Source organism: Bacillus sp. TCT6 (assembly GCF_056033845.1).
On sequence record NZ_JBVYHX010000001.1, the window covers coordinates 3,966,911 to 3,990,227 of the forward strand.

Genomic DNA, 23,317 nt, shown 5'->3' on the forward strand with positions numbered 1-23,317 from the left:
ATTTCAATACCTTCTCCTCTCCAGAAATAAAGTGAAACTATTTATAGCTTTCATTTCTTCTACCCAACGATACTTTGAGGTAACATTTTATACACCAGTACCTATAGTTTATTTTCCTTATCTTTCATGATAGTAAAAAATATGCCGTTCGCCAACCTTATCATACAAAAAGAAATGATCCTGACAAATAGGATCATTCCATTTTATCATATGCCTCAATAATACGTTGCACCAATGGATGTCTGACAACGTCTGTTTGTTCTAATGTAATAAATGACAGACCTGATACACCAGATAAAATATTAGCAGCTATAGATAGCCCTGATTTTACCCCTTTTGGCAAGTCTACTTGTGAAGGGTCGCCTGTAATAACCATTTTAGAACTAAAACCTAATCTTGTTAAAAACATTTTTATTTGAGCACCCGTTGTATTTTGAGCCTCATCTAAAATAACAAATGAATCATCAAGCGTACGCCCCCTCATATAAGCAAGCGGCGCGATTTCAATTACTCCTCGTTCCATCATACGCTGCGTATATTCTTGTCCAAGAATATCATGTAAGGCATCATATAATGGGCGTAAGTATGGATCTACCTTCTCTTTCAAATCCCCTGGTAAAAAACCTAAATTTTCTCCAGCTTCTACAGCAGGTCTTGTTAGAATGATTTTCTTTACATATCCTTGTTTTAAAGCTCTCACAGCCATTACTACGGCTAAGTATGTTTTTCCAGTTCCTGCAGGCCCTATCCCAAAGACAATATCATTCTTCTTCATTGCATGAATATATCGTCTTTGCCCCATTGTTTTTACACGAATGGATTTACCTTTTGCAGTCTTGAAAATTTCTTCTTCATATAACTCTTCAAATTGAGCAACTTCCCCTTGTTGTGCGAGCTGAATTGCATACGCAACATCTCTCTCTGAAATTGATATACTTTTACGAATTACAACAAGTAATTGCTGTAAGATTTTTTCTACGAGTGTCACCGTTTCAACTGCCCCAGATACATGAACAGTTTCTCCTCTAGTTACGATCGATACATTCAGTTCTCGTTCAATTACTTTTAAATGCGCATCATTGACTCCAAAAAGAGCGATTGCTTCGTTAGTATTTTCCAATTGTTGGTTCATTTCTACTAATTGTTCTGCCATTACTCAGTCTCCTTGAATATCGGATTCGGATATTGGTTGTGGCTCTGCAATATTTTCAATCACAGTATAATGCAATGTGACTTTTAGTTGATCCGCCTCAACCTCTTTACTCAAAATCTTATCACTTACAATCATAGCATGTTCATCCAATTTTTTCTTTAGTTCTTTTTCGGCCATCTCTTTCGCTACTTTCAGCGCTTGCTTTTCTGTATATTCTCGGTTCGCTTCTTCCTCTTCTCTCACAACATCTTTTTCATATGCAATCGGCAGTGTAAAACCAAATAATTTCACATCATGCTTTACGCTTTCAGTACGAGAGCGTTTATACTTATCATGTTGAAATCCCCATATTTTTATTTTCGTACCCCCAAATTTAAGAAAATGTTCATTGTATACATTACCAGTATACACTTGGAATTGCGTCTTTAACGGGACATCCACCTTAGATGTATACCACGTTTCGCCATACACAATACCTTTCGCTGAAACAATCGTTGGACTTTCCTCATTACCATATATTCCCGATACGAGAATCTGCCCTTTTTCTACATGATCATTTTTCAGTACAACCGGCTTTCCAACTTCTACAAACGTTTTTGTAATAATCGCTTCTTTTTTTGCTACTAAATTTTGCGGCATTTGTTCCTTTTCTTTTTTCGGTTCGTTTTTTTCAACAATTTTAAAATGATACGTCGTTCCTCTTACTTCTAATCCCGCCCAAGTAATGGCATTAATATTATCTGTCAAATGGCGTTGTACATCTTCTACATTCGGCATTTGAAACTGTAGTTTTCCTTTTTTAATACCCATTTTATCCAATTCTTTCATCAATATATATTCTGTTTCAGGTTTTGCTCCTGTAATTTCAATTTTCCAAACCATATTGGACATTGCAATCACGCCAAAAAAGAAAATTAAAAACCCAATTAAAAATCCACTGTTTTTAATTAAACGCTTATTCCAAAAAGGAAAACCATAACGTCCAATAAAATATAATTTACATTCATTTTTTCTATAAATTGGTTTTATTTTTTTCACATCGCGTAACAACATACAAAAAACTAACGTTTCATCAGCTATCTTCTTAACATCCCAAACTAATAAATTCCTCCGTACACATTCATTAACAAACCGTTCCGCTCCTCTACCTTCAATTCGCACTTTTACATATCCAAGCCACTTTATAAACCATTTATTTTTCATTTACCACCTTCACTACCTTTCTAAAAGTAGATTTGAAGCATTAAAATAGCTCGTACTAAAATGAAACAAAGTAAAACTGTAATCGATCTCTATTAACGAAACTTTTACAGGATAAAGAAGAAAAACTTCACTAATGGAAGTTTCACTTCAATCACCTTTTTTTTCATTTTCTAAAAATGTTACTTGCTCAATTATCCCTTCGAGCAAAAGCTCTTCTGGAAGAATCGTTTTAATAACAAAGGATTGTCCTTTAATTAGTAATTGACCGTGTTTTAAAAGCAATCGCACTTCTTTATCTGAAAACACTAATAGTCCCCGATGATTTTCTATATAAATATGTATTTGCCCAACAAGAGTAATCCGAGGTAGATCCATTAATACATCCACTGGTAGGTCTACTTGTTTTGTTAACCAATTTTTCATTTGTTCTAATTTCTTCATCTCGAAAGACCCCCCTCTCATCCCATATATGTATTTCTTCACAAGTGCCTATCGTGTTATAACGACTTCACTAACATAACTATATTCTGTAAGAGTTCATATCATGTTAATAAAACAGTCGCTATATGAAATCATATTTATCGGGACAATGATGGATCAGAGGATGTGATCCTTAATAATAGAAGTATTAATACAAGAATATGCGCCCCTAGGGGATATCAGTACAAGTTGCATGAAGAAATTGAGCCTAGTGAGAAGTTAGAAACTTGAAAAACCCTGTTACAATTTGTTCTGGGCGTGACATACTGACCATAGAATAAGTAGTTGTCATTCATTAGACAAATGAAATAAAATTCGAAAAAGAAATTGCTCCACTCTAAATTTTACGTTGTAAGTAAGAATACTTTATAGGTAGTTGTTATATGAATTTCAAAAAATATTAGGATTCACTAAAAAACAAAAAAATGAATTAATAAGCGAGGAAATACGAAAGGAAATTGGATTTAGTCAAGAAATTTTGAATGTTATAAAACAAGTCACTGACAGTAGCATCTAGCCCTTCTATGCAACTGATTCAAAATCTAAAATAGCTGGAGTCTCTGTCGTTACCTTTGAAGATTATGCTGAACAGCAAGAGTTATAAAACTTCAATCTGAGCTTCAGCCCCCCATACTTAGCTTTTATTTGTGAAAGAAGTTTTAGTCAAGGAAGTAAGAGTAAGTGTAGCATTGGAAGTATACAAGGAAATGGCCAATTTGATATCCTTGCAATCCAACCAACAAATGGCGTTAATTACGAAGTTAGCAATAAAGATGTTATTTTTAAACTAAGAAAATGGAATGATCGCTATCCTTTTATCATAATCAGTGCAGATTATGACTGGGTTGATACCATTTTTAGCGTGTTACCTACAGACGCCGAAATGCAATCTTTCGCGCAAGAAATGTATGAATTTTGTCCAGATATAGTGGAACAAGGAACAGAAAGCATTGAGGAGTTAGTCGAAGAAATTAAGAAAACGAAAAAGCTTTTTTTATGGTGGGATTAATCATAACTAAGGCCGTTACCCTTTTTTACATACCAGAGGCGTTTCTATCACTTACAGAAACGCTTTTTAAGCAATATAGCGTTTTTCCTTAATAAGAACAATAAAAAAACGTCTCATACGAAATGAGACGTTTTTTTATGCTAATAGCTGGATAACCAACTTATTCACAAGTGATCCGTCTGTTTTACCTTTTACTTTCGGCATAACAGCAGTCATCACCTTACCCATATCTGCTTTAGAAGTCGCACCAACTTCAGAAATAACTTGTTTGATTACATCAACTAGTTCTTCTTCAGTTAATTGCTCTGGCAAATATGCGCTTAAAATCTGAATTTCACTTTGCAGTTTATTAACAAGGTCTTCACGACCAGCTTTTTTAAATTCAAGGAGGGAGTCCTTATACTGTTTTACTTCACGAGCTAAAACTGTTACTTCCTCTTCTTCAGTAAGAGTATGTTGCAGTTTAATACCTTCATTTTGTAAAGCAGCCTTAACCATACGAATAACGGTTAATTTTTCTTTTTGTTTATTCTTCATCGCTTGTTTCATATCATCGTTTAAACGACCGAGAAGACTCATAACTTACACCCTCTCTTAGAATTTACGCTTTCTTGCCGCTTCAGATTTCTTCTTACGTTTTACACTTGGTTTTTCATAAAACTCGCGCTTTCTTGCTTCAGCAAGTGTACCAGTTTTAGAAACCGATCTTTTAAAACGGCGAAGTGCATCCTCCAAAGACTCGTTTTTACGAACGACTGTTTTTGACATTCTCTTTCCCTCCCTCCGAAACATCACACTTACATACTAACTTCAGCATGCAAAAAGAAACACTTCTTCAGCATGTCTTTTACGATTATAATACATTTTATCACTTCAGGTCAACTATTTGGCAGAATAAAAGAAGAATAGAAGCATTTCCTTTTCAAAAGTTATACAAATATCTAGTATCCTTCTTTTATGAAGACAACTATATTTTTATCATTTCAACTTTTTTCATACAGGGATGCACGAAACGCCTCCACACCTTCTAGTTCTTAACCGCTTCAAATAAAGAAAGCATGCAAACCATTTCCGGTTGCACGCTCTTTTTTATGCGCTTGCTGATTCTTTTTTCACATCATCTTCAAGAACACGAACAAATTGCGCTTCGTTATATGGATAGCCAGCTTTCGTAATTTTCACTTTCACTAGCTTACCAATTAATTCTTCTGATCCTTCAAATACAATTTTCAAGTAGTTATCTGTATACCCTACATATAACCCTTCACGGTCGCCGTCTTTAAATTGCTCTTCTGGAATGATTTCAAGCACTTCACCTTCAAACGCTGATGCATATTCTTTCGCTAATTGATTAGATAGCTCAATTAAACGATGAACACGATCGTTCTTCACATCTTCAGGAACTTGATCTTCCATGCGTGCTGCAGGTGTTCCTGTACGTTTTGAATAAGGGAACACGTGTAACTCAGAGAAGCGGTTCTCTTTAATGAAATTGTATGTTTCCATGAATTCTTCTTCTGTTTCACCTGGGAAACCAACGATTACGTCAGATGTAATCGCAAGGCCTGGTAACGCTTCTTTCAAACGATCTAAACGCTCTTGGAAGAATTCCATCGTATATTTACGACGCATACGTTTTAATACAGTATTAGAACCAGATTGCAACGGAATATGCAAGTGACGTACAACTACTTCAGATTTATCTAACACTTCAATTACTTCATCTGAAATTTGACTCGCTTCAATAGAAGAAATACGAAGACGTTTTAATCCGCCTACTTCCGCTTCCATATCACGAAGTAATCCAGCTAAGTTATAATCTTTTATATCTTCGCCGTATCCACCTGTATGAATACCGGTTAATACGATTTCTTTATAGCCTGCATCCACTAATTGTTGTGCTTGTTTAATAACCTCTTTTCCATCACGAGAACGCATTAAACCACGCGCCCAAGGAATGATACAGAATGTACAGAAGTTATTGCAACCCTCTTGTATTTTTAAAGACGCACGTGTACGATCCGTGAAATAAGGTACATCAAGTTCTTCGTACACACGTGTTTTCATAATATTGCGGACAGCATTAATTGGTTGACGCTCTTTACGGAATTCTTCGATGTAACCTAACATCTTTTCACGATCCTGTGTACCAACTACAATATCTACACCTGGAATCGCCATAATTTCAGCTGGAGATGTTTGTGCATAACATCCCGTTACGCAAATAACTGCATCTGGATTTTGACGCACAGCACGTCTGATTACTTGACGGCTTTTTTTGTCCCCAGTATTCGTTACTGTACATGTGTTAATAACATAAACATCAGCTTTCTTTTCATATTCTGTTCTTTCATAACCACCTTGTTTAAACAATTGCCAAATGGCTTCTGTTTCATAGTGGTTTACTTTACAACCTAACGTATGGAACGCAACAGTTGACATTGATCATCACCCCATCAATTCAAAATGATACGAAGCAGCACTTAACGCGTATAACGGCGCCGTTTCTGTTCTTAAAATTCTTGGTCCTAAACTACATGGTACAAATTTATGTTCACGAAGCGCTGTAATCTCTTCCTCAGCTAAACCGCCTTCTGGGCCAAATACAATCAATAGCTTTTGACCTGGTTTCATTGTCGTTAAAGCTTTCGCAAAATTAGATTTCTCGCCTTGTTTTGCTTCCTCTTCGTAAGCAACAAGACAAACATCATACTCACCACTCATTGTAAGCAGTTGCTTAAATGATGCCGGAGCATGTACTTCCGGAATTTCACTTCTATGTGATTGTTCCGCAGCTTCTTTCACAATTTTTCTTAAACGCTCAACTTTTTTATCAGCTTTTTTCGCATCCCATTTTACGATAGAGCGAGATGCTTGAAATGGTAAGAATGCAGCTGCCCCAAGCTCAGTTCCTTTTTGAAAAATCAACTCTAGCTTATCTCCTTTTGGCAGTCCACTTGCAATCGTCACGAAAACAGGAAGTTCACTTGACGCCTCTACCCATTCTACAATAGCCGTATTAATAAATTCACTGGTAATTTCATCAATTGAACATACTGCTGTTTTTCCGTTTACACAGCAATAAATTTGATCGCCAGCTGTCATACGCATTACTCTCGCAATGTGATGTACATCATCACCTACAATGCGAATTTTTGCTTCACTTACATGTTTTTCTTCTACAAAATAACGTTGCATATAATCACCTTAGTAGAGTTTCGTTCCTTTCGTAAGTCAACACTTACGAAAAGAACGAAACATTATCATTTTTCATATAACAAACGGCAAGTCCCTCACCTTATAGTGAGAGACTCCCCTTTTCATTATAGACTAAAATCTATATTACGCATTTCGTGCAATAATTGCTACCCAATCTTCCATTCGTAAAACTTCTTCAATTGTAAATCCAGCTTGTTCTAACGCCTCAGAAATTACTTTTTCCTTCGCAGCAATAATGCCCGATGTAATAAATAATCCACCTGACTTCACAACTCTCGCTGCATCTTCAGGGAATAAAAGAATAATTTCTGCTAATAAGTTAGCTACGATTAAATCAACAGGACCTTCAATACCTTCTAAAAGACTATTTTGCCCAACAGACACGATATCATCTGTTTTATTTAAACGCACATTCATTTCTGCACTTTCAACTGCAACCGGATCTAAATCATATGCTTGAACAGAAGACGCACCTAATTTTGCCGCTGCAATACTAAGCACACCAGAACCTGTTCCTACATCAATGATAGCGTCACCTGGCTGTACTGTTTTTTCTAAAGCACGAATACACATCGTTGTTGTTGGATGAGTTCCTGTACCAAACGCCATACCTGGGTCTAATTCAATGATTTTTTCATCAGGAGAAGATGGTGTATATTCTTCCCACGTCGGTACGATTGTGAATGTATCAGAAATTTGTACTGGATGGTAATATTTTTTCCAAGCAGTAGCCCAATCTTCTTCATTGACTTCGTTAACGGTAATATTTCCAGTACCAATTTCAATGTCGTAAGATGGAAGCACATCAATAGATGATTTTACACCTGCAATCGTTTCATGTAAAGAATCCGTTTGCGGGAAATATGCTTTTATTAATACACCTTCCGCCGGATATTCATCTGGATTCAATGCATAAATTTCACCATATTGTTGCTCGCGCTCTTTCGTTAACTCCGCTGGATCCTCAATCGCAACTCCGCTAGCACCAGCTTCATGTAAAATATGAGAGACAGCTTCTACTGCTTCTTCTGTTGTATGAATACTAATTTCTGACCATTTCACAATTTACCAACTCCATTTTTTATTTCCATTATTCCCCTTTGAAAGCACGTTTAAGCTTTCCGAATAAACTATCATCCTGCTCTTCTTGTCCTGCAAATTCACGTAATAAATCTTTTTGCTGTGAAGTCAATTTCGTCGGTACAACAACACGAACGACTACATATTGATCTCCTTGGCCGTATCCACGTACGTTCGGAGCACCTTTTCCTTTTAAGCGGAATTCTGTTCCAGTTTGTGTTCCTGCTGGAATTTTCAGCTTCACTTTACCATGAACAGTAGGAACTTCCACTTCATCACCAAGCGCCATTTGCGCAAATGTTAATGGCATTTCGCAAATAATGTGATCTCCTTCACGCTCGAAGAATTCATGATTTCTTACATGAACGACAACATATAAGTCTCCTGCTGGTCCGCCATTTACGCCGGCTTCACCTTTTCCAGACACACGAATTTGTTGACCATTATCGATACCCGCTGGAATTTTAACATTGATTTTTTTACGTTTACGAACTTTACCTGAACCGTGACATGTCGTACATTTTTCTTTAATAATTTGTCCAGTTCCTGAACAATGACCACAAGCTTGACGGTTTACGATACGACCAAACGGTGTGTTTTGCTCTACACTCACTTGACCAGAGCCTGAACAATGTTTACATGTTTCTTTTGAAGTTCCTGGTTTTGCTCCACTACCTTTACAAGTATCACATGGATCTTCTACTGGAATTTCCACATTTAATTCCTTACCAAAAATAGCTTCTTCAAAATCTAAAGTGACTTGATATTGTAAGTCAGCACCTTGGCGCGGAGCATTTGGATCACGACGTCTGCCGCCGCCACCGCCAAAGAAAGAACTAAATATATCTTCAAAACCGAAGCCACCGCCGAAGTCTCCTCCGCCGCCAAATCCACCGAATCCTTGATTTGCACCAGCATGACCAAATTGATCGTACTGCGCACGCTTTTGATCATCACTTAACACTTCGTATGCTTCTTGTACTTCTTTAAACTTTTCAATTGCATTTTCTTCTTTGCTTACGTCTGGATGGTATTTTTTAGCCAAACGACGATACGCTTTTTTTATTTCATCTGTTGAAGCGCCCTTGCTAAGTCCAAGGACCTCATAATAGTCTCGTTTACTCATAAATTTACAACCCCCGAATCTTTCACATAAACGTAATTTTAACACCGAAAGAAAGTGCTTTGCAACAAAGTTTCCTCACTTACAGTATGCAAAGCGAAAAACTTAAGATCCTCACACATCACTTCTCATTCGTGAAAAAAGCCAAAGTCAAGGCACGCTTGACTTTGACTTTTTGTCATCTTACTTATTATGTTTACAGTTGAATTACTTGTCTTCTTTTACTTCTTCAAACTCAGCGTCAACTACATTGTCTTTCTTCGTGCCAGCGTCTTGTGCACCTTGCGCACCTTCTGCTTGACCAGCAGCTGCTTGAGCTTGCTCGTATAATTTAACAGTTAATTGTTGTACGATTTCTTGTAAAGCATCTTTTTTCGCACGAATTTCTTCAAGCTCGTTTTTCTCAATTGCAGCTTGTAATGCTTCTTTCGCTTCTGTTGCTTTTGCAACTTCAGCTGCATCTACTTTACCTTCTAAATCTTTTACAACTTTGTCTGTTTGGAATACAAGTTGGTCAGCTTCGTTACGAAGTTCAACTTCTTCCTTACGTTTTTGGTCAGCGTCAGCATTTGCTTCCGCTTCTTGTACCATACGTTCTACTTCTTCATCAGAAAGACCTGAAGAAGATTGGATTGTAATAGCTTGCTCTTTGCTTGTTCCTAAGTCTTTCGCACGTACGTTAACGATACCGTTCGCATCAATATCGAATGTTACTTCGATTTGTGGAATACCACGTGGTGCTGGTGGAAGGTCAGTTAATTGGAAACGACCTAACGTTTTGTTGTCAGCTGACATTGGACGCTCACCTTGTAATACGTGAATGTCTACTGCCGGTTGATTATCAGCAGCTGTCGAGAATACTTGTGACTTACTTGTTGGAATTGTAGTGTTACGCTCGATTAATTTCGTGAACACGCCACCCATAGTTTCAATACCTAAAGAAAGTGGAGTTACGTCTAATAATAGAACGCCTTCTACATCACCAGTAAGTACGCCACCTTGAACTGCAGCACCTAATGCTACAACTTCATCAGGGTTTACACCTTTATATGGCTCTTTACCAGTTTCACGTTTAATAGCTTCTTGTACAGCTGGGATACGAGTAGATCCACCAACAAGAATAACTTTATCTAATTCGCTTGGAGCAAAACCAGCGTCTTTTAATGCACGACGAGTTGGCTCTAATGTTCTTTCAACAAGACCTGCTGAAAGCTCTTCGAATTTCGCTCTTGTTAACGTTAATTCTAGGTGTAATGGACCAGCAGCTCCAGCACTAATGAATGGTAATGAAATTTGAGTTTGTGTTACACCAGAAAGATCTTTTTTCGCTTTTTCAGCTGCATCTTTCAAGCGTTGAAGCGCCATTTTATCTTGGCTTAAATCAATGTTATTTTCTTTTTTGAACTCAGCTACTAAGTGATCGATGATAACTTGGTCAAAGTCATCGCCACCAAGACGGTTGTCACCAGCAGTTGAAATAACTTCGAATGTGCCGTCTGCTAACTCAAGGATAGATACGTCAAATGTACCGCCACCTAAGTCATATACTAAGATTTTTTGTTCTTCGTCTTGTTTTTCTAAACCGTAAGCAAGTGCTGCTGCTGTTGGCTCGTTAATGATACGCTCAACTTCTAAACCAGCGATACGACCAGCATCTTTCGTTGCTTGACGCTCTGCATCGTTGAAGTATGCAGGTACTGTAATAACAGCTTTCGTTACTGTTTCACCTAAGTATGCTTCAGCAGAAGCTTTTAAGTTTTGTAAAATGATTGCAGAAATTTCTTGAGGTGTATAATCTTTACCTTCAACTTCTACTTTGTAGTCTGTACCCATATGACGTTTAACAGACATGATTGTATTTGGGTTTGTAATTGCTTGGCGCTTTGCAACTTCCCCAACTTGACGTTCTTCATTTTTGAAAGCTACAACAGAAGGTGTTGTACGGTTTCCTTCTGGATTTGGGATAACCTTTGGTTCTCCACCTTCCATAACAGCTACACAAGAGTTTGTTGTACCTAAGTCAATACCGATAATTTTACTCATGGCGAATCCTCCTAGTTTTATGTAAATTATTGATTTACTTTTACCATTGATGGGCGAATCACACGGTCTTTTAATTTATAACCTTTTTGGAATTCTTCCACAACCGCGTTTGATTCAAATTCACTATCTTCCACTTGCATAATAGCTTGGTGTTCATTAGGATCAAACTGTTTACCAACAGCTTCAATCACTTCCACACCTTCTTTAGTCAGCGCTTCTAACAATTGACGATGCACCATTTCCATGCCTTGTAACAAGGATTTCGTTTGCTCATCAGTCGCTTCCACTTGCATTGCTCTTTCAAAATTATCAAGAGCTGGCAAGATGTCTGAAACTAGACTTTGTGCTCTATATTTTTCAGCAGCCTGTTTATCCATTTGGACGCGGCGCTTATAATTTTCAAAATCAGCTTGTAGACGTAATGTGCGACCTTCCGTTTCCGTTAGTTTCGCTTGTAACTCATCTACTTTTTCTTGTAAAAGAGCAGCCTCACTTTTTTCTTCTACAGTTTCTTCACTGTTTTCTGGCGTGACAGCTTCTTCAACTTGCGCTTCTTTTACTTCTTCTACCACTTGTTCGTTACGCTCTTCCACAATATTCACCTCCTTAAAAGGTATTAGGTATCATGCATAGCATGATTACCTAAGCATTATATATTACACACAGCAATGAAAATTTCATCACTTGAGCGAATGTATTACTCTCATTTACTTTTTAAGTCCATCTGTAAATTGTCTCGTAAATAACTGTAACAAACTAATTACACGAGAATATTGCATTCTTGTCGGACCTAAAATAGCAATTGTTCCAAGTTGCTCTTCGCCGATCGAATATGTTGCAGAAATTAAACTGCAATCCTCCATAGCCGTCGAAGTGTTTTCCCTACCAATTTTCACTTGAATCCCGACTTGTTTATGACGCAAAATGTCATAAAATTCGGCTTCATTATCAATCATGGTAAGCAAAGATCTAACCTTTTGAATGTCATGGAACTCTGGCTGCGAAAGCATATTTGCTTTTCCTCCAAAGTATATCTTTTCCGATAACGGAACTTGAAATGTACCATCTAACATTTTTATTGCACTATCGTAATTATGAACATACCCACGTAAAACTGTAACAATTTCCTTAAAGATTTTATTATGAAGTTCTTCCATCGGTACGCCAGATAGCTTTTCATTTAAAACATTAACCATTTTTTCTAAATCTGATAAATCAACAGATTCCGGAACGGTAATCGTTTTACTTTGTACATGCCCTGTATCAGTTACAATAATAGCGACTGCAGTTTGACGATCAAGCGGCACAATTTGTACATTTTTAAGTTTATTTGTGCTTAACTTCGGTCCAAGAACAATGGCCGTATAATTCGTAAGTTCTGATAAAATTTGAGCAGATTGCTGTGCAATTTTTTCCGCTTCAAAAATTCTTTCAGCAAATAAATCTTTAATTTGTACAATTTCAGCGTTCGGTAAGTTTTGCGGTGCTAAAAGATGGTCTACATAAAATCGGTAGCCTTTCTCAGAAGGAACACGTCCAGAAGAACTGTGCGTTTTTTCAATAAAACCTAATTCTTCTAAGTCCGCCATTTCATTTCGAATAGTAGCTGAACTAAATGTAATTTCATCTTTTTTAGCCAACGTTCTAGACCCAACAGGCTGCGCTGATCCAATAAAGTCATCAATAATTGTTTGTAAAATTAAGAGCTGACGTTCCGTAAGCATCTCATCATCACCTCTGTTAGCACTCTTTGTCTTTGAGTGCTAAATCTATTAATAACTTACCAAAATTGACATTCAATTGTCAACGGAAACGTCACGAAATAATGAAACTTTTTCACGTTAATGGAACATTTAATTAGTCAATTAAAAATGATTGGAATACTTCATTCCCTAATAATTTTCCTTTTCGCGTTAAACGAACATATCCATCGCTCTCTTCAAGCAATCCTTGTTCTTGGTTGTTTTGTAACTGCTTCGCGAAAACTTGATCCATCTCCATATTAAATTTCTTTTGAAATGCTATTTTAGATACACCTTTTGTTTTTCGAAGTCCTAAGAACAACTCTTCTTCCATCTTTTCTTTCTCCGTCACCACGTGAACATCTAAATACGGAAATCCTGTTTCATCAATTTTATTAAAATATTGCTTCAGCGGACCTACATTTTGAATACGTTCCCCATTCACATAACTATGAGCTCCAGCTCCAAAGCCATAATACTCTTCATTATTCCAGTATGTGAGATTATGTCTACTTTTATTGTCACCTTTTGAGAAATTACTAATTTCATACTGGTTATAACCGTGTTTCTCCATTTCATCCATTACCATTTCATACATTTTCGCTTCATGGTCTTCACCCGGAAGACGCAATTTCCCTTTATTCATTAAGTTATAAAACACTGTTTTAGGTTCCACAATTAATGAATATGCCGAGAAATGTTGTACACCAAGCGTAAAAGCAATGTCTAATGTTTCCTTCACATCTTCTATCGTTTGTCCTGGCAAAGCATAAATAATATCTACATTAATATTTTTAAAGCCTACTTCCTGAGCTTCTCGAATCGCTAGGAATGCATCTTCCCTCGTATGCTTGCGCCCGATTTTCTCAAGCAGTTCATCACGGAACGTTTGCACACCAAAACTAATTCGATTCACTCCACCTTCTAGTAGTACATTCAACTTCTCTTTCGGTAGATCTCCTGGATTCGCTTCAAATGTCAATTCACAATTCGGAGCAAACGGGCGCAAATGACGATTAATAATCTCGAGTAATTTTTTTGTCTGTTCCATATTTAACGCTGTCGGAGTTCCACCGCCCACAAAAATCGTTTTCATACTATCAAACGGAACTCTTTGAACCGTATTTATTATTTCCTTCTCTAAATAATCTAAATATTGATCAACCGGTTGGCGTTCAATAAACACTTTATTAAAATCACAATAGTGACAAATGTGCTGACAAAACGGGATATGAATATATGCAGCTTGTACCAAATATAACTCCTACCTTTCTAAAAAGAAAACCTCCGCACTCCGGAGGATTCTCTACTTCTCTAACGTATTACGAATTTGTTCCATTCGCATTTTTCCCCAATCATACATCATTTCAACGATCGGTAAAAGTGACATGCCTAGTTCCGTCATATAATACTCAACACGAGGAGGAATTTCGGGATATACTGTTCGATCAACAATCCCATCTTCCATTAACTCTTTTAATTGGTTCGACAAAACTTTATGAGAAATGCTTGGGAATAACCGTTGTAATTCACTAAAACGATGAGGCCCTTCCACACCAAGATGCCACAGTATCACAACTTTCCACTTTCCACTAATAATAGAAAGCGTCAATTCCTTTTCACAATTAAAATTGCCATTTTGTATTTTATCTTGAATATCTTTTCGAATATTTTCGGACATTAACAATCTCCTAACTCTATATGAACTAAAAAGCTCTCTCATTATTGTAAATGAGAGCTGCTCAGATGTCTAAAAAGTAATTATACAGAAAAAAGAAGCCGCACAAACGACTTCTTTTTTATTTCAAATATTAGTTGTCATCCATTTTCAGTACAGCCATGAATGCCTCTTGCGGCACTTCTACAGAACCAACAGACTTCATACGTTTTTTACCTTCTTTTTGCTTATCAAGAAGTTTACGCTTACGAGAAATGTCACCGCCGTAACATTTTGCAAGTACGTTTTTACGCATCGCCTTAATTGTAGAACGTGCTACAACTTTATTTCCGATAGTCGCCTGAATTGGCACTTCGAACTGTTGTCTCGGAATTAATTCTTTTAATTTCTCTACAATTACTTTACCACGGTCATACGCTGAATCACGGTGTACGATAAATGATAAAGCATCCACTTGTTCATTATTTAAAAGAATATCCATTTTCACAAGTTTAGATGGTTTATAACCAATTAACTCATAATCAAATGATGCATACCCTTTCGTATTTGATTTCAATTGATCGAAGAAGTCATATACGATTTCTGATAACGGGATTTCATATGTTAATGTAACACGCGTTTCATCTAAATATTGCATATCAATAAACGTTCCACGTTTACCTTGGCAAATTTCCATTACAGCTCCAACATAGTCATTCGGAACCATAATTGAAGCCTTCACAAACGGCTCTTCTACACGATCGATAGACTGTGGGTCTGGCATATTAGATGGATTATCAACAATAACATCTTCACCGTTTGTTAAATAAACTTTATAAATAACGCTTGGCGCTGTTGTAATTAAGTCAATCTTAAATTCACGTTCAATACGTTCTTGAATGATTTCCATGTGAAGAAGTCCTAAGAATCCACAACGGAAACCAAATCCTAACGCTTGAGATGTTTCTGGTTCAAACTCAAGAGCAGAATCGTTTAACTCTAATTTTTCTAACGCATCACGTAAATCGTTATAACGAGCAGAATCAATTGGATACAGCCCACAGAATACCATCGGGTTTAATTTACGGTAACCTGGTAACGCCTCTGCAGCTGGACGTTTCGCATGTGTAATCGTATCACCAACACGTGTATCACCTACGTTTTTAATAGATGCTGCTAAGAAACCTACATCACCTACTGTTAACTCGTCACGTTGCGTAGTTTTCGGTGTAAATACACCTACTTCTGTTACTTCAAATTCTTTACCCGTTGCCATCATACGTACTTTATCGCCAACTTTTACCGTTCCATTTACAACACGGATATAAGCAATTACACCACGGTACGGATCATATAAAGAGTCGAAAATCATACATTGTAACGGCTCTTCTGAATCACCTGCCGGAGCTGGTACTTTTTCAACAATTTGTTCTAAAATTTCTTCAATACCAATTCCAGCTTTTGCAGAAGCAAGTACCGCTTCTGATGCATCTAAACCAATTACATCTTCTACCTCTTGACGTACACGTTCTGGATCCGCACTTGGTAAGTCGATTTTATTGATAACTGGTAAAATTTCCAAGTTGTTATCAAGCGCTAAGTATACGTTCGCTAACGTTTGCGCTTCAATACCTTGCGCTGCATCTACTACAAGAATCGCGCCTTCACAAGCCGCTAAACTACGAGATACTTCGTACGTAAAGTCGACGTGTCCTGGTGTATCAATTAAATGAAGAATATACTCTTCACCATCTTTTGCTTTATAGTTTAATTGTACTGCGTTTAATTTGATTGTAATACCACGCTCACGCTCTAAATCCATAGAGTCAAGCAACTGAGCTTTCATTTCGCGTTGTGTTAACGCATTTGTTTTCTCTAAAATACGGTCTGCTAACGTTGATTTTCCGTGGTCAATATGAGCAATAATAGAGAAATTACGAATTTTGGACTGTCTTTTTGCTCTTTCTTCTTTGTTCATCTATGTTCTCAACTCCTAATAGTCTCGCCAATATACACTAGCACTGATTATATCAATAGAGCAACAAAGATTCAATGAAAACTCGTGCTGCTTACGATACAAATCATTCTATCTATATCTTATGCGAATAAACCATAAGAGACAAACCCTTTTCAAATTTTAAAACGGTTGTCTTACAAATCAGTAAAACAACCATCTCCCATGCTACTCTTAGCTAAAAATCCCCTTTATTTTCCCAACAACTATATCCGTTCCGAACTTCGTCATTTCATAAGCTACACTTGCTAACGCCATCCCAATTCCTTCTACAACATTAAAACTTCTTAAACGTTCTAATTGTTGTTGTTTTTCTGAAGCTGAAAACGAACTACCCAAAATTTCTGATTCAGCACCTGTACTCTCTGTCCCTGTCATATGAGCTATTTGTTCATACGACAATTGCCGATAACCTTTCATACTTTTCAAACCATGATTAGCAAGTGACACTCCTGCTATCATCATAAGTAAACATAAAGCTACACTACATATACACAAAAGCGCAAAACGACTCAAACTATTATCATCTTTCTCCCTCAATGTGTATACGCTCCCGTATTATCTTGATCAATTTGATGATGCAGCGCTGCATTTAAACCACTCGCTATTACATTCGCCATATCCTCAATAAAAGTATCTACTTCTTTTGGGGTCACCATTAAGTTATGACCAAGAGGCGATAGCACTTCATAAATCAACCTTCTTTTTTCTTCTTCTTCTAACGTACCAACAGCACCTAAAAACATATTTCGGCTCTTTTCATCTGGCATATCTTCTTCTGTTAATTTTTTCTTTTCTCCAAATGAAAATCCCGCTGGTAACAAAGATCTTGAAGGTTTGTTTCCTTCTTTCATCTCTCGACCAAAATGTTTCAAAATAAAATCAATCGTATCACTTGTAATCGAAACGGCATCGACCACAGTCGGAACACCAATTGCGATAACAGGGATACCTAATGTCTCTTTACTTAGTTCCTTACGTTTATTCCCAACCCCTGATCCAGGATGGATTCCAGTATCAGAAATTTGTATCGTGCTATTTACTCGTTCAATAGAACGGGCAGCTAATGCGTCAATCGCAATTACAAAGTCTGGATTTGTCTTCTCAATAATCCCATAAATAACATCGCTCGTTTCGATGCCTGTAATCCCCATTACCCCCGGCCGAATTGCACTAACAGGCCTGAATCCTTCTTCTACACTTTCAGGCTGCAATTGAAACAAATGTCTCGTTACTAATACATTTTCTACAACTATTGGCCCAAGAGCATCCGGTGTTACATTCCAATTCCCAAGGCCTACAATTAAACAGCTCGCTTCTTTTGTAACACCAACCTCTTCTAAGAAATAAGAAAATTCTTTTGCAAAAATACGCTCCACTTTTTGTTGAAGTTCTGTATCTTGCTGACGTATACCTTGTACTTCAAGCGTTAAATAATTTCCAGGTTTTTTACCCATCGCTTCAGAGGCAGCTTCATCAATTGTTACTTTTGTAATTATAGTACCTTCTTCTTCCCTCTCTTTTACAATTACCCCCTGTATCCCTTTTTGTTCTTCTTGGCTTTCTTGCAACATTTGATGAGCTTCTACAGCAAGGTCAGTTCTAACGCTATATTTACTTAAATCCAATGGTTCTTTCATCGTATCTCCTCCGTAATTCATAGTAAATATCGTTAGATTTCCCAAAGTTATATAAGGTCATTCTTTCCTTTACGTGAAATTTCATGGATATACTATTGCAATTCTCTTCACCGTTTGATAGAATATCACTTGTTCTATGTAAGAATCGAGTCATTCGATTGCACCAGGGAGGTGAAAAGTATGGCAAACATCAAATCTGCTATCAAACGCGCTAAACTTAGCGAAGAGCGTCGTGCACATAACGCTTCTATCAAGTCTGACATGCGTTCTGCTGTTAAAACTGTAGAAGCTTTAGTTACTAATAACGATCTTGAAAATGCTAAAGAAGCTTTCAAAACTGCTTCTAAAAAACTTGACAAAGCAGCTCGTAAAGGTCTTATCCACCAAAACGCTGCATCTCGTCAAAAATCTCGCTTAGCGAAACAAGTAAACGCGTAAGGCGTTTAAAAAACGATCCATTTGGATCGTTTTTTTATATACAAAAAAAGTTCATGCACTAGGTACATGAACTTTTTTTGTGTCATCACATATGATTTAATCGCATTAAGAAAAACTCGAGCACAAGTTTCTTATCCATCTTTCCCGTCTTCATACTATAATCAGCTTCCGCTAATTCTATAATCACTTTTTTTAATTCTTCAAAAGAGAAAAATTTCGTTTGATTCATCGCCAATTTTACACGATACGGATGTACACCAATATGAGATGCAATTTGATTTTGCCCATAACCACGTTGCTGTAACTCTTTCACTTGATACAACAAACGGAATTGACTCACTAATAACGCAAGCAATTTAATCGGTTCTTCCTGCTGCGTAAATAATCCATCCAAAATTTGCATTGCACCTGCAATATCTTTTTTCACCACTTTTTCTGTCAAAGCAAATACATTTTGCTCAACTGATTTTGGCACAAGCTCTGCAACAAGTTTCGTCGTAATCTCTCCGCCCATACCAACGTATAACGTTAACTTGTCCATTTCCTTCGCCAACATCGTTACATTACTTCCCACAAGCTCTAGCAACAAACTAACAGCCGCGTTATCAATGTGCACATGCACTTCATCTGCCCGAGCAACAATCCACTTCTGAACATCCTGCACTTGCATCGCATTCGCTTCTACTACATCTGCTGTTTTCTTTAATAGTTTTGTAATTTTTTTTCGCTCATCAAGTTTTTCGTAAGGCGCAACAAAAACAAGAATAGAAAATGGAGAAGGTTCACCAATGTATTCTTCTAAAATTTTTATATTTTGCTCTAACTTTTCTTTTTGCGAAGTCAAAAATAGCGGTGATTTTATTAACAGTACTTTCCGCTCTCCAAAGAAAGGAAGCGTACGCGCATCCTCAACCACATCTTCTAAATACGCTTCTTCCAAATCGTATGTCACAACATTAAACTCTCGATCTTCTTCTTCAAGTGCTTCTGTCGTAATAAGCTTTATCGTTTCATTTATAAAAAAAGCTTCCGTCCCATATAGTAAATATAACGGAGCAAACTGTTTCTTTTTAATTTTTTTATGTATATCACTCATACTTTTTCCTACTCCCTAACTTGGCAATATATATTTATACTAATGCCCTAGCTTTTGTTTTACAAGTACAAAGGAACAGGCTTTATAACCCGTCCCTTTATTTATATTAAACGCCACGCAATAAGCCCCGGGTTTCTTATTGGTGTGCGGTAATCACCTTCCCTTTATTATTCACAATAAAAATTCCAGTATAAGTGCCAACTGTTAACATGCTTGGAAACAAAAAACTCACGTTACTTCATAATCTAAAATTCGCAAAAAGCTCATTTTCTCTTCACATTGAAATTGTAGATTTTTTTCTGACAATATTTTATACTAAAGTGGAATGTTGGGGAGGGATTCTAAATGAATGATTTTGAACAAAACGTTCAAAGTAAACGCAATGACGCTATTGATTCAGGGGTAGGATTTATCGTCTCATTTGGTTTTTTCGCAACACTTTTCATCATTGCAACTGTTATTAAATTTATCGGTTCTTAAAGGCTGCCACTTCATGGCAGTCTTCTCTTTTTCACCTATTATATGTCTTATCGTATGTGATTTTACTTTGAAAGGTTCCATTTTCCCCTTTAAAAACATAGGAAATAGCACCTTGCTTGTCCGTGCGCCATATCGCACTCCCCATCTTCTCCAAACGCTCTATCACTTCTTTATGCGGGTGTCCATATCTATTCTGCTTACCAACAGATATAATCGCTACACGGGGCTGTATAACGTTCAAAAAAGACTCTATAGATGACGTATTACTTCCATGATGAGCAACTTTTAAAACATCCACTCGCAAATCTGGATACGCAGATACTAAAAACTGCTCTCCTTCTTCTTCTAAATCGCCTGTAAATAGCCACGTCAATCCTCCAAATTTTGCCCATATTACAATTGAAGCATTATTTTCACTTTTTTCTTTTCCTTTTGGAGCTAAAACGAAAAATTCAGCTTCATTTACACTCCAACTCTCCCCTTCCCCCACTTCAGTTATTTTCATTTCCTTTTCTAATGCCTGTTTCTTTACTACTTTTTCTAATACTGCATCTTTTCCCTTTCGGCCAAATACCACTTCTTTTACAGGTATATATGATAATAATTCTTGCGCAGCACCTATATGATCTGCATCTCCATGCGTTACGATTAATTTATCAATTGTTTTAATACCTTCTTTTTGTAAATAGGGTATTAAAACATTATTTCCAACAGAAAATTCATGCTTTTTTTGTTGCCATTCTTCCTTATTAACACGAAGCGTTCCACCTGTATCAATAAGATAAATCCCTTTATCATACGGAAGGCGAATTAATATTGCATCACCTTGTCCAACATCAATAAATGTTACACTTCCGCTTCCTCTAAAATATGGATATACATAATGACACGTGCTAATAAAAAGAAATACACTCACAACTATACACACCATTTTTTTCGGCGCTCTCCTTTCCCAAACCATCAATATACTGACAATACTCGCGCAATATACAGCTACAAGATTGAAGGGCGTTTTCCCAAAAACAAGCTGGGTAAATGGTAAACTTTCACAATAACTTAGAAAATCATTAGACATACTCAAGCCTATTGATAATACATTCGCAAATCCTTTTGCGAGAAACGGGACAATTGGCATACACAGTAAAATAATAATGCTACATGGTAATACAATGATAGATAAAAACGGAACGTATAAGAGATTGAGGAAAATGCTATATGGAGAAAAATAACCAAAGTGATATAACAAAATCGGAGTACTAACGAGCTGTGAAATGATAGAAATATAAATAGAATTTCGGATTACTCCGTTGCTACTCCCTAATAAGAACGGAGCAGACAAAAGTAAAGCGAAGCTACCTACAAAAGAAAACTGAAATCCAATATTAAAAACAAGATAAGGGTCATATATAAGCATACATATAGCTGTTACACTTAAAGCATCTAAACTAGATAAACGAATCGAGCACATAAAAGCAATCAACATCAAAACTCCTGCTATAGAAGCCCTTATAACAGATGGTGACGCCCCTGCTAAAACCATATACAAAGGAATACAGACGATAAGGCAAATTGTTGCTACCTCCCTCGTCGCACCACTTCTTAGCAAAATAAAATATACTATCCCCATTAACAATACAATGTGCGAACCTGAAATTGCTAACAAATGTATAAGACCAAACTGTTGATATTGCTCTTCCACTTCAAACGTCATTTGTTGTCTATCACCAAATAGTAACGCATTCATAAAAGCACCTGATTGCTCTGGAAACATTTCTGTAACTTTCGAGATTGCTTGTTGCCTCAAAAGGAGAATCCATTGCATAAGCGACAGTGATGTTTTATAGCATTCAGAAATATATGTAGCCTCAAATGTGAAATGAATATGTTGCTTGTATAAATAATCACGGTAATTAAAACCATGAAAATTCCGAGCTGTTTGTGGTTCTTTCCTCTCACCCTCGAATACACATGATATCCCTGCGTATAATTGTTGCATTTTTTCCTTTTCCAGAGCTGATTTTATTCTATAACTTAATTGCACTATATTTTTATTGTGATCTTCAAATTGAAAAGATAGGCGATCGCCATTAACAAGCGGTGTATTTTGTATAACACCTCTTGTAACTCCATAGGACTCTCCTAGAGACTTATTCCACCCTTGAACATAAGAAGTGTATATAGCGCCACTAAAGCACGCTACAATGCAAAAAAAGAAGGTTTTACGCGAAGTGCGATATAAACAGAAGAAAATATTTAAAAAGAGGCAAAAAACTATCAATAAAAGTGACGAGGAAAAGGCAATTGCAATCCCTATTATAAACGAGATTGCAACATACCCCCATTGTTCCTGCAACTTATACTCACTCCTTATAGCATCATTTTTGCTTTCGTGAATACATGCTGTAATTCTTCCATTGATAAATTATCTTTTTCTAAAGACGCAAATAATTCTTTTAACTCCGTATAACGTTTTTGCTCCTCTAATGCAGCAATATCATATTCTAGCGGAACGTGCTTCACTGTTACATTCGCTTGTTCAAATAACTCTATGGCGTATGGATGATTTTTATAATCCTGCGCATAATAAACCGCTGTAATACCACTTTGAATAATTGCCTTACAACATTGTAAACAAGGGAAATGCGTAACGTAAATTTCTGCTTCCTCTGTTTTCGCACCAAACTTGGCACATTGTAATAAAGCATTCATTTCGGCATGAATTGTCCGAACACAATGATTATCGATTACGTAACAACCATCATCTATACAATGTACGCCACCTTTAATCGAACCATTATATCCACCAGCAATAATTCGTTTATCGCGAACGATTGTCGCTCCTACCGCAAGCCTTGTACATGTACTACGTAACGATAGTAGATGGCTTTGCGTCATAAAATATTGATCCCATGAAATTCGTTCCATATTTTTCACCTACTT

Annotated in this window: 22 protein-coding genes and 1 pseudogene; 3 read left to right on the top strand and 20 right to left on the bottom strand. The window is 36.8% G+C overall.

Features of this window, described 5'->3' with window-relative positions; all coding sequences use genetic code 11:
* Positions 1-193: 193 nt before the first annotated feature.
* The 3 genes from AC0ONG_RS20245 to yqfC form a co-directional block, all read right to left on the bottom strand.
* Positions 194-1,153 (bottom strand): PhoH family protein, encoded by a 960-nt coding sequence (locus AC0ONG_RS20245; protein WP_000840517.1) that lies wholly within the window; start codon positions 1,151-1,153, stop codon positions 194-196.
* A 3-nt stretch (positions 1,154-1,156) separates the two neighbouring features.
* A complete protein-coding gene (gene yqfD, locus AC0ONG_RS20250) occupies positions 1,157-2,356 on the bottom strand; it encodes a sporulation protein YqfD (RefSeq protein ID WP_000792496.1) in 1,200 nt (399 codons plus the stop codon).
* 147 nt (positions 2,357-2,503) lie between these two features.
* Positions 2,504-2,797, bottom strand: a complete 294-nt coding sequence (gene yqfC / locus AC0ONG_RS20255; RefSeq protein ID WP_000732269.1) for a sporulation protein YqfC — start codon at positions 2,795-2,797, stop codon at positions 2,504-2,506.
* 415 nt (positions 2,798-3,212) lie between these two features.
* Between yqfC and AC0ONG_RS20260 the strand changes: the two are divergent.
* Positions 3,213-3,845, top strand: a pseudogene (locus AC0ONG_RS20260) (DUF4253 domain-containing protein).
* A 135-nt stretch (positions 3,846-3,980) separates the two neighbouring features.
* Here AC0ONG_RS20260 and AC0ONG_RS20265 read toward each other — a convergent pair.
* The 14 genes from AC0ONG_RS20265 to gpr all read right to left on the bottom strand — a co-directional run bounded on the left by AC0ONG_RS20265 (position 3,981) and on the right by gpr (position 18,363).
* Entirely contained in the window at positions 3,981-4,424 is a 444-nt protein-coding gene (locus tag AC0ONG_RS20265) for a GatB/YqeY domain-containing protein (RefSeq protein ID WP_000054582.1), read from the bottom strand.
* A 15-nt stretch (positions 4,425-4,439) separates the two neighbouring features.
* Complete coding sequence (gene rpsU, locus AC0ONG_RS20270; RefSeq protein WP_000048061.1) at positions 4,440-4,613, bottom strand: 30S ribosomal protein S21; 174 nt, start codon at positions 4,611-4,613, stop codon at positions 4,440-4,442.
* A 321-nt stretch (positions 4,614-4,934) separates the two neighbouring features.
* Entirely contained in the window at positions 4,935-6,287 is a 1,353-nt protein-coding gene (gene mtaB, locus AC0ONG_RS20275; RefSeq protein WP_000108679.1) for a tRNA (N(6)-L-threonylcarbamoyladenosine(37)-C(2))-methylthiotransferase MtaB, read from the bottom strand.
* Positions 6,288-6,293: 6 nt separating this feature from the next.
* A complete protein-coding gene (locus tag AC0ONG_RS20280; RefSeq protein ID WP_001190142.1) occupies positions 6,294-7,043 on the bottom strand; it encodes a 16S rRNA (uracil(1498)-N(3))-methyltransferase in 750 nt (249 codons plus the stop codon).
* A 144-nt stretch (positions 7,044-7,187) separates the two neighbouring features.
* Positions 7,188-8,126: a 50S ribosomal protein L11 methyltransferase gene (gene prmA, locus AC0ONG_RS20285; RefSeq protein WP_000872098.1), complete on the bottom strand. Its 939-nt coding sequence runs from the start codon at positions 8,124-8,126 to the stop codon at positions 7,188-7,190.
* A gap of 28 nt (positions 8,127-8,154) precedes the next feature.
* Positions 8,155-9,270: a chaperone protein DnaJ gene (dnaJ, locus tag AC0ONG_RS20290; RefSeq protein WP_000043947.1), complete on the bottom strand. Its 1,116-nt coding sequence runs from the start codon at positions 9,268-9,270 to the stop codon at positions 8,155-8,157.
* Positions 9,271-9,474: 204 nt separating this feature from the next.
* Positions 9,475-11,310 (bottom strand): chaperone protein DnaK, encoded by a 1,836-nt coding sequence (dnaK, locus tag AC0ONG_RS20295; RefSeq protein ID WP_000034701.1) that lies wholly within the window; start codon positions 11,308-11,310, stop codon positions 9,475-9,477.
* 26 nt (positions 11,311-11,336) lie between these two features.
* Positions 11,337-11,903, bottom strand: coding sequence for a nucleotide exchange factor GrpE (gene grpE, locus AC0ONG_RS20300; RefSeq protein WP_000392711.1), 567 nt, complete (start codon positions 11,901-11,903; stop codon positions 11,337-11,339).
* A 114-nt stretch (positions 11,904-12,017) separates the two neighbouring features.
* A complete protein-coding gene (gene hrcA, locus AC0ONG_RS20305) occupies positions 12,018-13,034 on the bottom strand; it encodes a heat-inducible transcriptional repressor HrcA (protein WP_000954942.1) in 1,017 nt (338 codons plus the stop codon).
* A gap of 133 nt (positions 13,035-13,167) precedes the next feature.
* Positions 13,168-14,307, bottom strand: coding sequence for a radical SAM family heme chaperone HemW (gene hemW, locus AC0ONG_RS20310; RefSeq protein WP_000249440.1), 1,140 nt, complete (start codon positions 14,305-14,307; stop codon positions 13,168-13,170).
* A gap of 51 nt (positions 14,308-14,358) precedes the next feature.
* On the bottom strand, positions 14,359-14,733 hold the full coding sequence (locus AC0ONG_RS20315; protein ID WP_001293539.1) for a winged helix-turn-helix transcriptional regulator: 375 nt from the start codon (positions 14,731-14,733) through the stop codon (positions 14,359-14,361).
* 130 nt (positions 14,734-14,863) lie between these two features.
* Entirely contained in the window at positions 14,864-16,687 is a 1,824-nt protein-coding gene (gene lepA / locus AC0ONG_RS20320; protein WP_001030948.1) for an elongation factor 4, read from the bottom strand.
* A gap of 210 nt (positions 16,688-16,897) precedes the next feature.
* Complete coding sequence (locus tag AC0ONG_RS20325; RefSeq protein WP_001207093.1) at positions 16,898-17,263, bottom strand: YqxA family protein; 366 nt, start codon at positions 17,261-17,263, stop codon at positions 16,898-16,900.
* Positions 17,260-18,363 (bottom strand): GPR endopeptidase, encoded by a 1,104-nt coding sequence (gpr, locus tag AC0ONG_RS20330; RefSeq protein ID WP_000662644.1) that lies wholly within the window; start codon positions 18,361-18,363, stop codon positions 17,260-17,262. Before gpr ends, AC0ONG_RS20325 begins: the two co-directional genes overlap by 4 nt.
* A 180-nt stretch (positions 18,364-18,543) precedes the next feature.
* On the opposite strand from gpr, the gene rpsT reads away from it, so the two are divergent.
* On the top strand, positions 18,544-18,801 hold the full coding sequence (gene rpsT, locus AC0ONG_RS20335) for a 30S ribosomal protein S20 (protein WP_001274012.1): 258 nt from the start codon (positions 18,544-18,546) through the stop codon (positions 18,799-18,801).
* 85 nt (positions 18,802-18,886) lie between these two features.
* Here the strand turns inward: rpsT and holA are convergent, their stop codons facing one another.
* A complete protein-coding gene (gene holA / locus AC0ONG_RS20340; RefSeq protein ID WP_001279923.1) occupies positions 18,887-19,897 on the bottom strand; it encodes a DNA polymerase III subunit delta in 1,011 nt (336 codons plus the stop codon).
* A gap of 345 nt (positions 19,898-20,242) precedes the next feature.
* Here holA and AC0ONG_RS20345 point away from each other — a divergent pair, with 345 nt between their 5' ends.
* Positions 20,243-20,377 (top strand): YqzM family protein, encoded by a 135-nt coding sequence (locus AC0ONG_RS20345; protein WP_000997609.1) that lies wholly within the window; start codon positions 20,243-20,245, stop codon positions 20,375-20,377.
* 31 nt (positions 20,378-20,408) lie between these two features.
* Here AC0ONG_RS20345 and AC0ONG_RS20350 read toward each other — a convergent pair whose 3' ends face one another.
* The gene (locus AC0ONG_RS20350) at positions 20,409-22,730 is read right to left on the bottom strand and encodes a DNA internalization-related competence protein ComEC/Rec2 (RefSeq protein ID WP_001157829.1); all 2,322 of its coding nucleotides are present in this window, start codon (positions 22,728-22,730) and stop codon (positions 20,409-20,411) included.
* Between the two features lie 14 nt (positions 22,731-22,744).
* Positions 22,745-23,302 carry a ComE operon protein 2 gene (locus AC0ONG_RS20355; RefSeq protein ID WP_000439773.1) on the bottom strand — a complete coding sequence of 186 codons (558 nt, stop codon included), beginning with the start codon at positions 23,300-23,302 and terminating at the stop codon, positions 22,745-22,747.
* Between the last annotated feature and the right edge of the window lie 15 nt (positions 23,303-23,317).

Coding starts and splice junctions, on each gene's coding strand:
- AC0ONG_RS20245 (WP_000840517.1), bottom strand. CDS start 1,153: ATGGCAGAACAATTAGTAGAAATGAACCAACAATTGGAAAATACTAAC.
- yqfD (WP_000792496.1), bottom strand. CDS start 2,356: ATGAAAAATAAATGGTTTATAAAGTGGCTTGGATATGTAAAAGTGCGA.
- yqfC (WP_000732269.1), bottom strand. CDS start 2,797: ATGAAGAAATTAGAACAAATGAAAAATTGGTTAACAAAACAAGTAGAC.
- AC0ONG_RS20265 (WP_000054582.1), bottom strand. CDS start 4,424: ATGAGTCTTCTCGGTCGTTTAAACGATGATATGAAACAAGCGATGAAG.
- rpsU (WP_000048061.1), bottom strand. CDS start 4,613: ATGTCAAAAACAGTCGTTCGTAAAAACGAGTCTTTGGAGGATGCACTT.
- mtaB (WP_000108679.1), bottom strand. CDS start 6,287: ATGTCAACTGTTGCGTTCCATACGTTAGGTTGTAAAGTAAACCACTAT.
- AC0ONG_RS20280 (WP_001190142.1), bottom strand. CDS start 7,043: ATGCAACGTTATTTTGTAGAAGAAAAACATGTAAGTGAAGCAAAAATT.
- dnaJ (WP_000043947.1), bottom strand. CDS start 9,270: ATGAGTAAACGAGACTATTATGAGGTCCTTGGACTTAGCAAGGGCGCT.
- dnaK (WP_000034701.1), bottom strand. CDS start 11,310: ATGAGTAAAATTATCGGTATTGACTTAGGTACAACAAACTCTTGTGTA.
- hrcA (WP_000954942.1), bottom strand. CDS start 13,034: ATGCTTACGGAACGTCAGCTCTTAATTTTACAAACAATTATTGATGAC.
- AC0ONG_RS20315 (WP_001293539.1), bottom strand. CDS start 14,733: ATGTCCGAAAATATTCGAAAAGATATTCAAGATAAAATACAAAATGGC.
- lepA (WP_001030948.1), bottom strand. CDS start 16,687: ATGAACAAAGAAGAAAGAGCAAAAAGACAGTCCAAAATTCGTAATTTC.
- gpr (WP_000662644.1), bottom strand. CDS start 18,363: ATGAAAGAACCATTGGATTTAAGTAAATATAGCGTTAGAACTGACCTT.
- rpsT (WP_001274012.1), top strand. CDS start 18,544: ATGGCAAACATCAAATCTGCTATCAAACGCGCTAAACTTAGCGAAGAG.
- holA (WP_001279923.1), bottom strand. CDS start 19,897: ATGAGTGATATACATAAAAAAATTAAAAAGAAACAGTTTGCTCCGTTA.
- AC0ONG_RS20345 (WP_000997609.1), top strand. CDS start 20,243: ATGAATGATTTTGAACAAAACGTTCAAAGTAAACGCAATGACGCTATT.
- AC0ONG_RS20355 (WP_000439773.1), bottom strand. CDS start 23,302: ATGGAACGAATTTCATGGGATCAATATTTTATGACGCAAAGCCATCTA.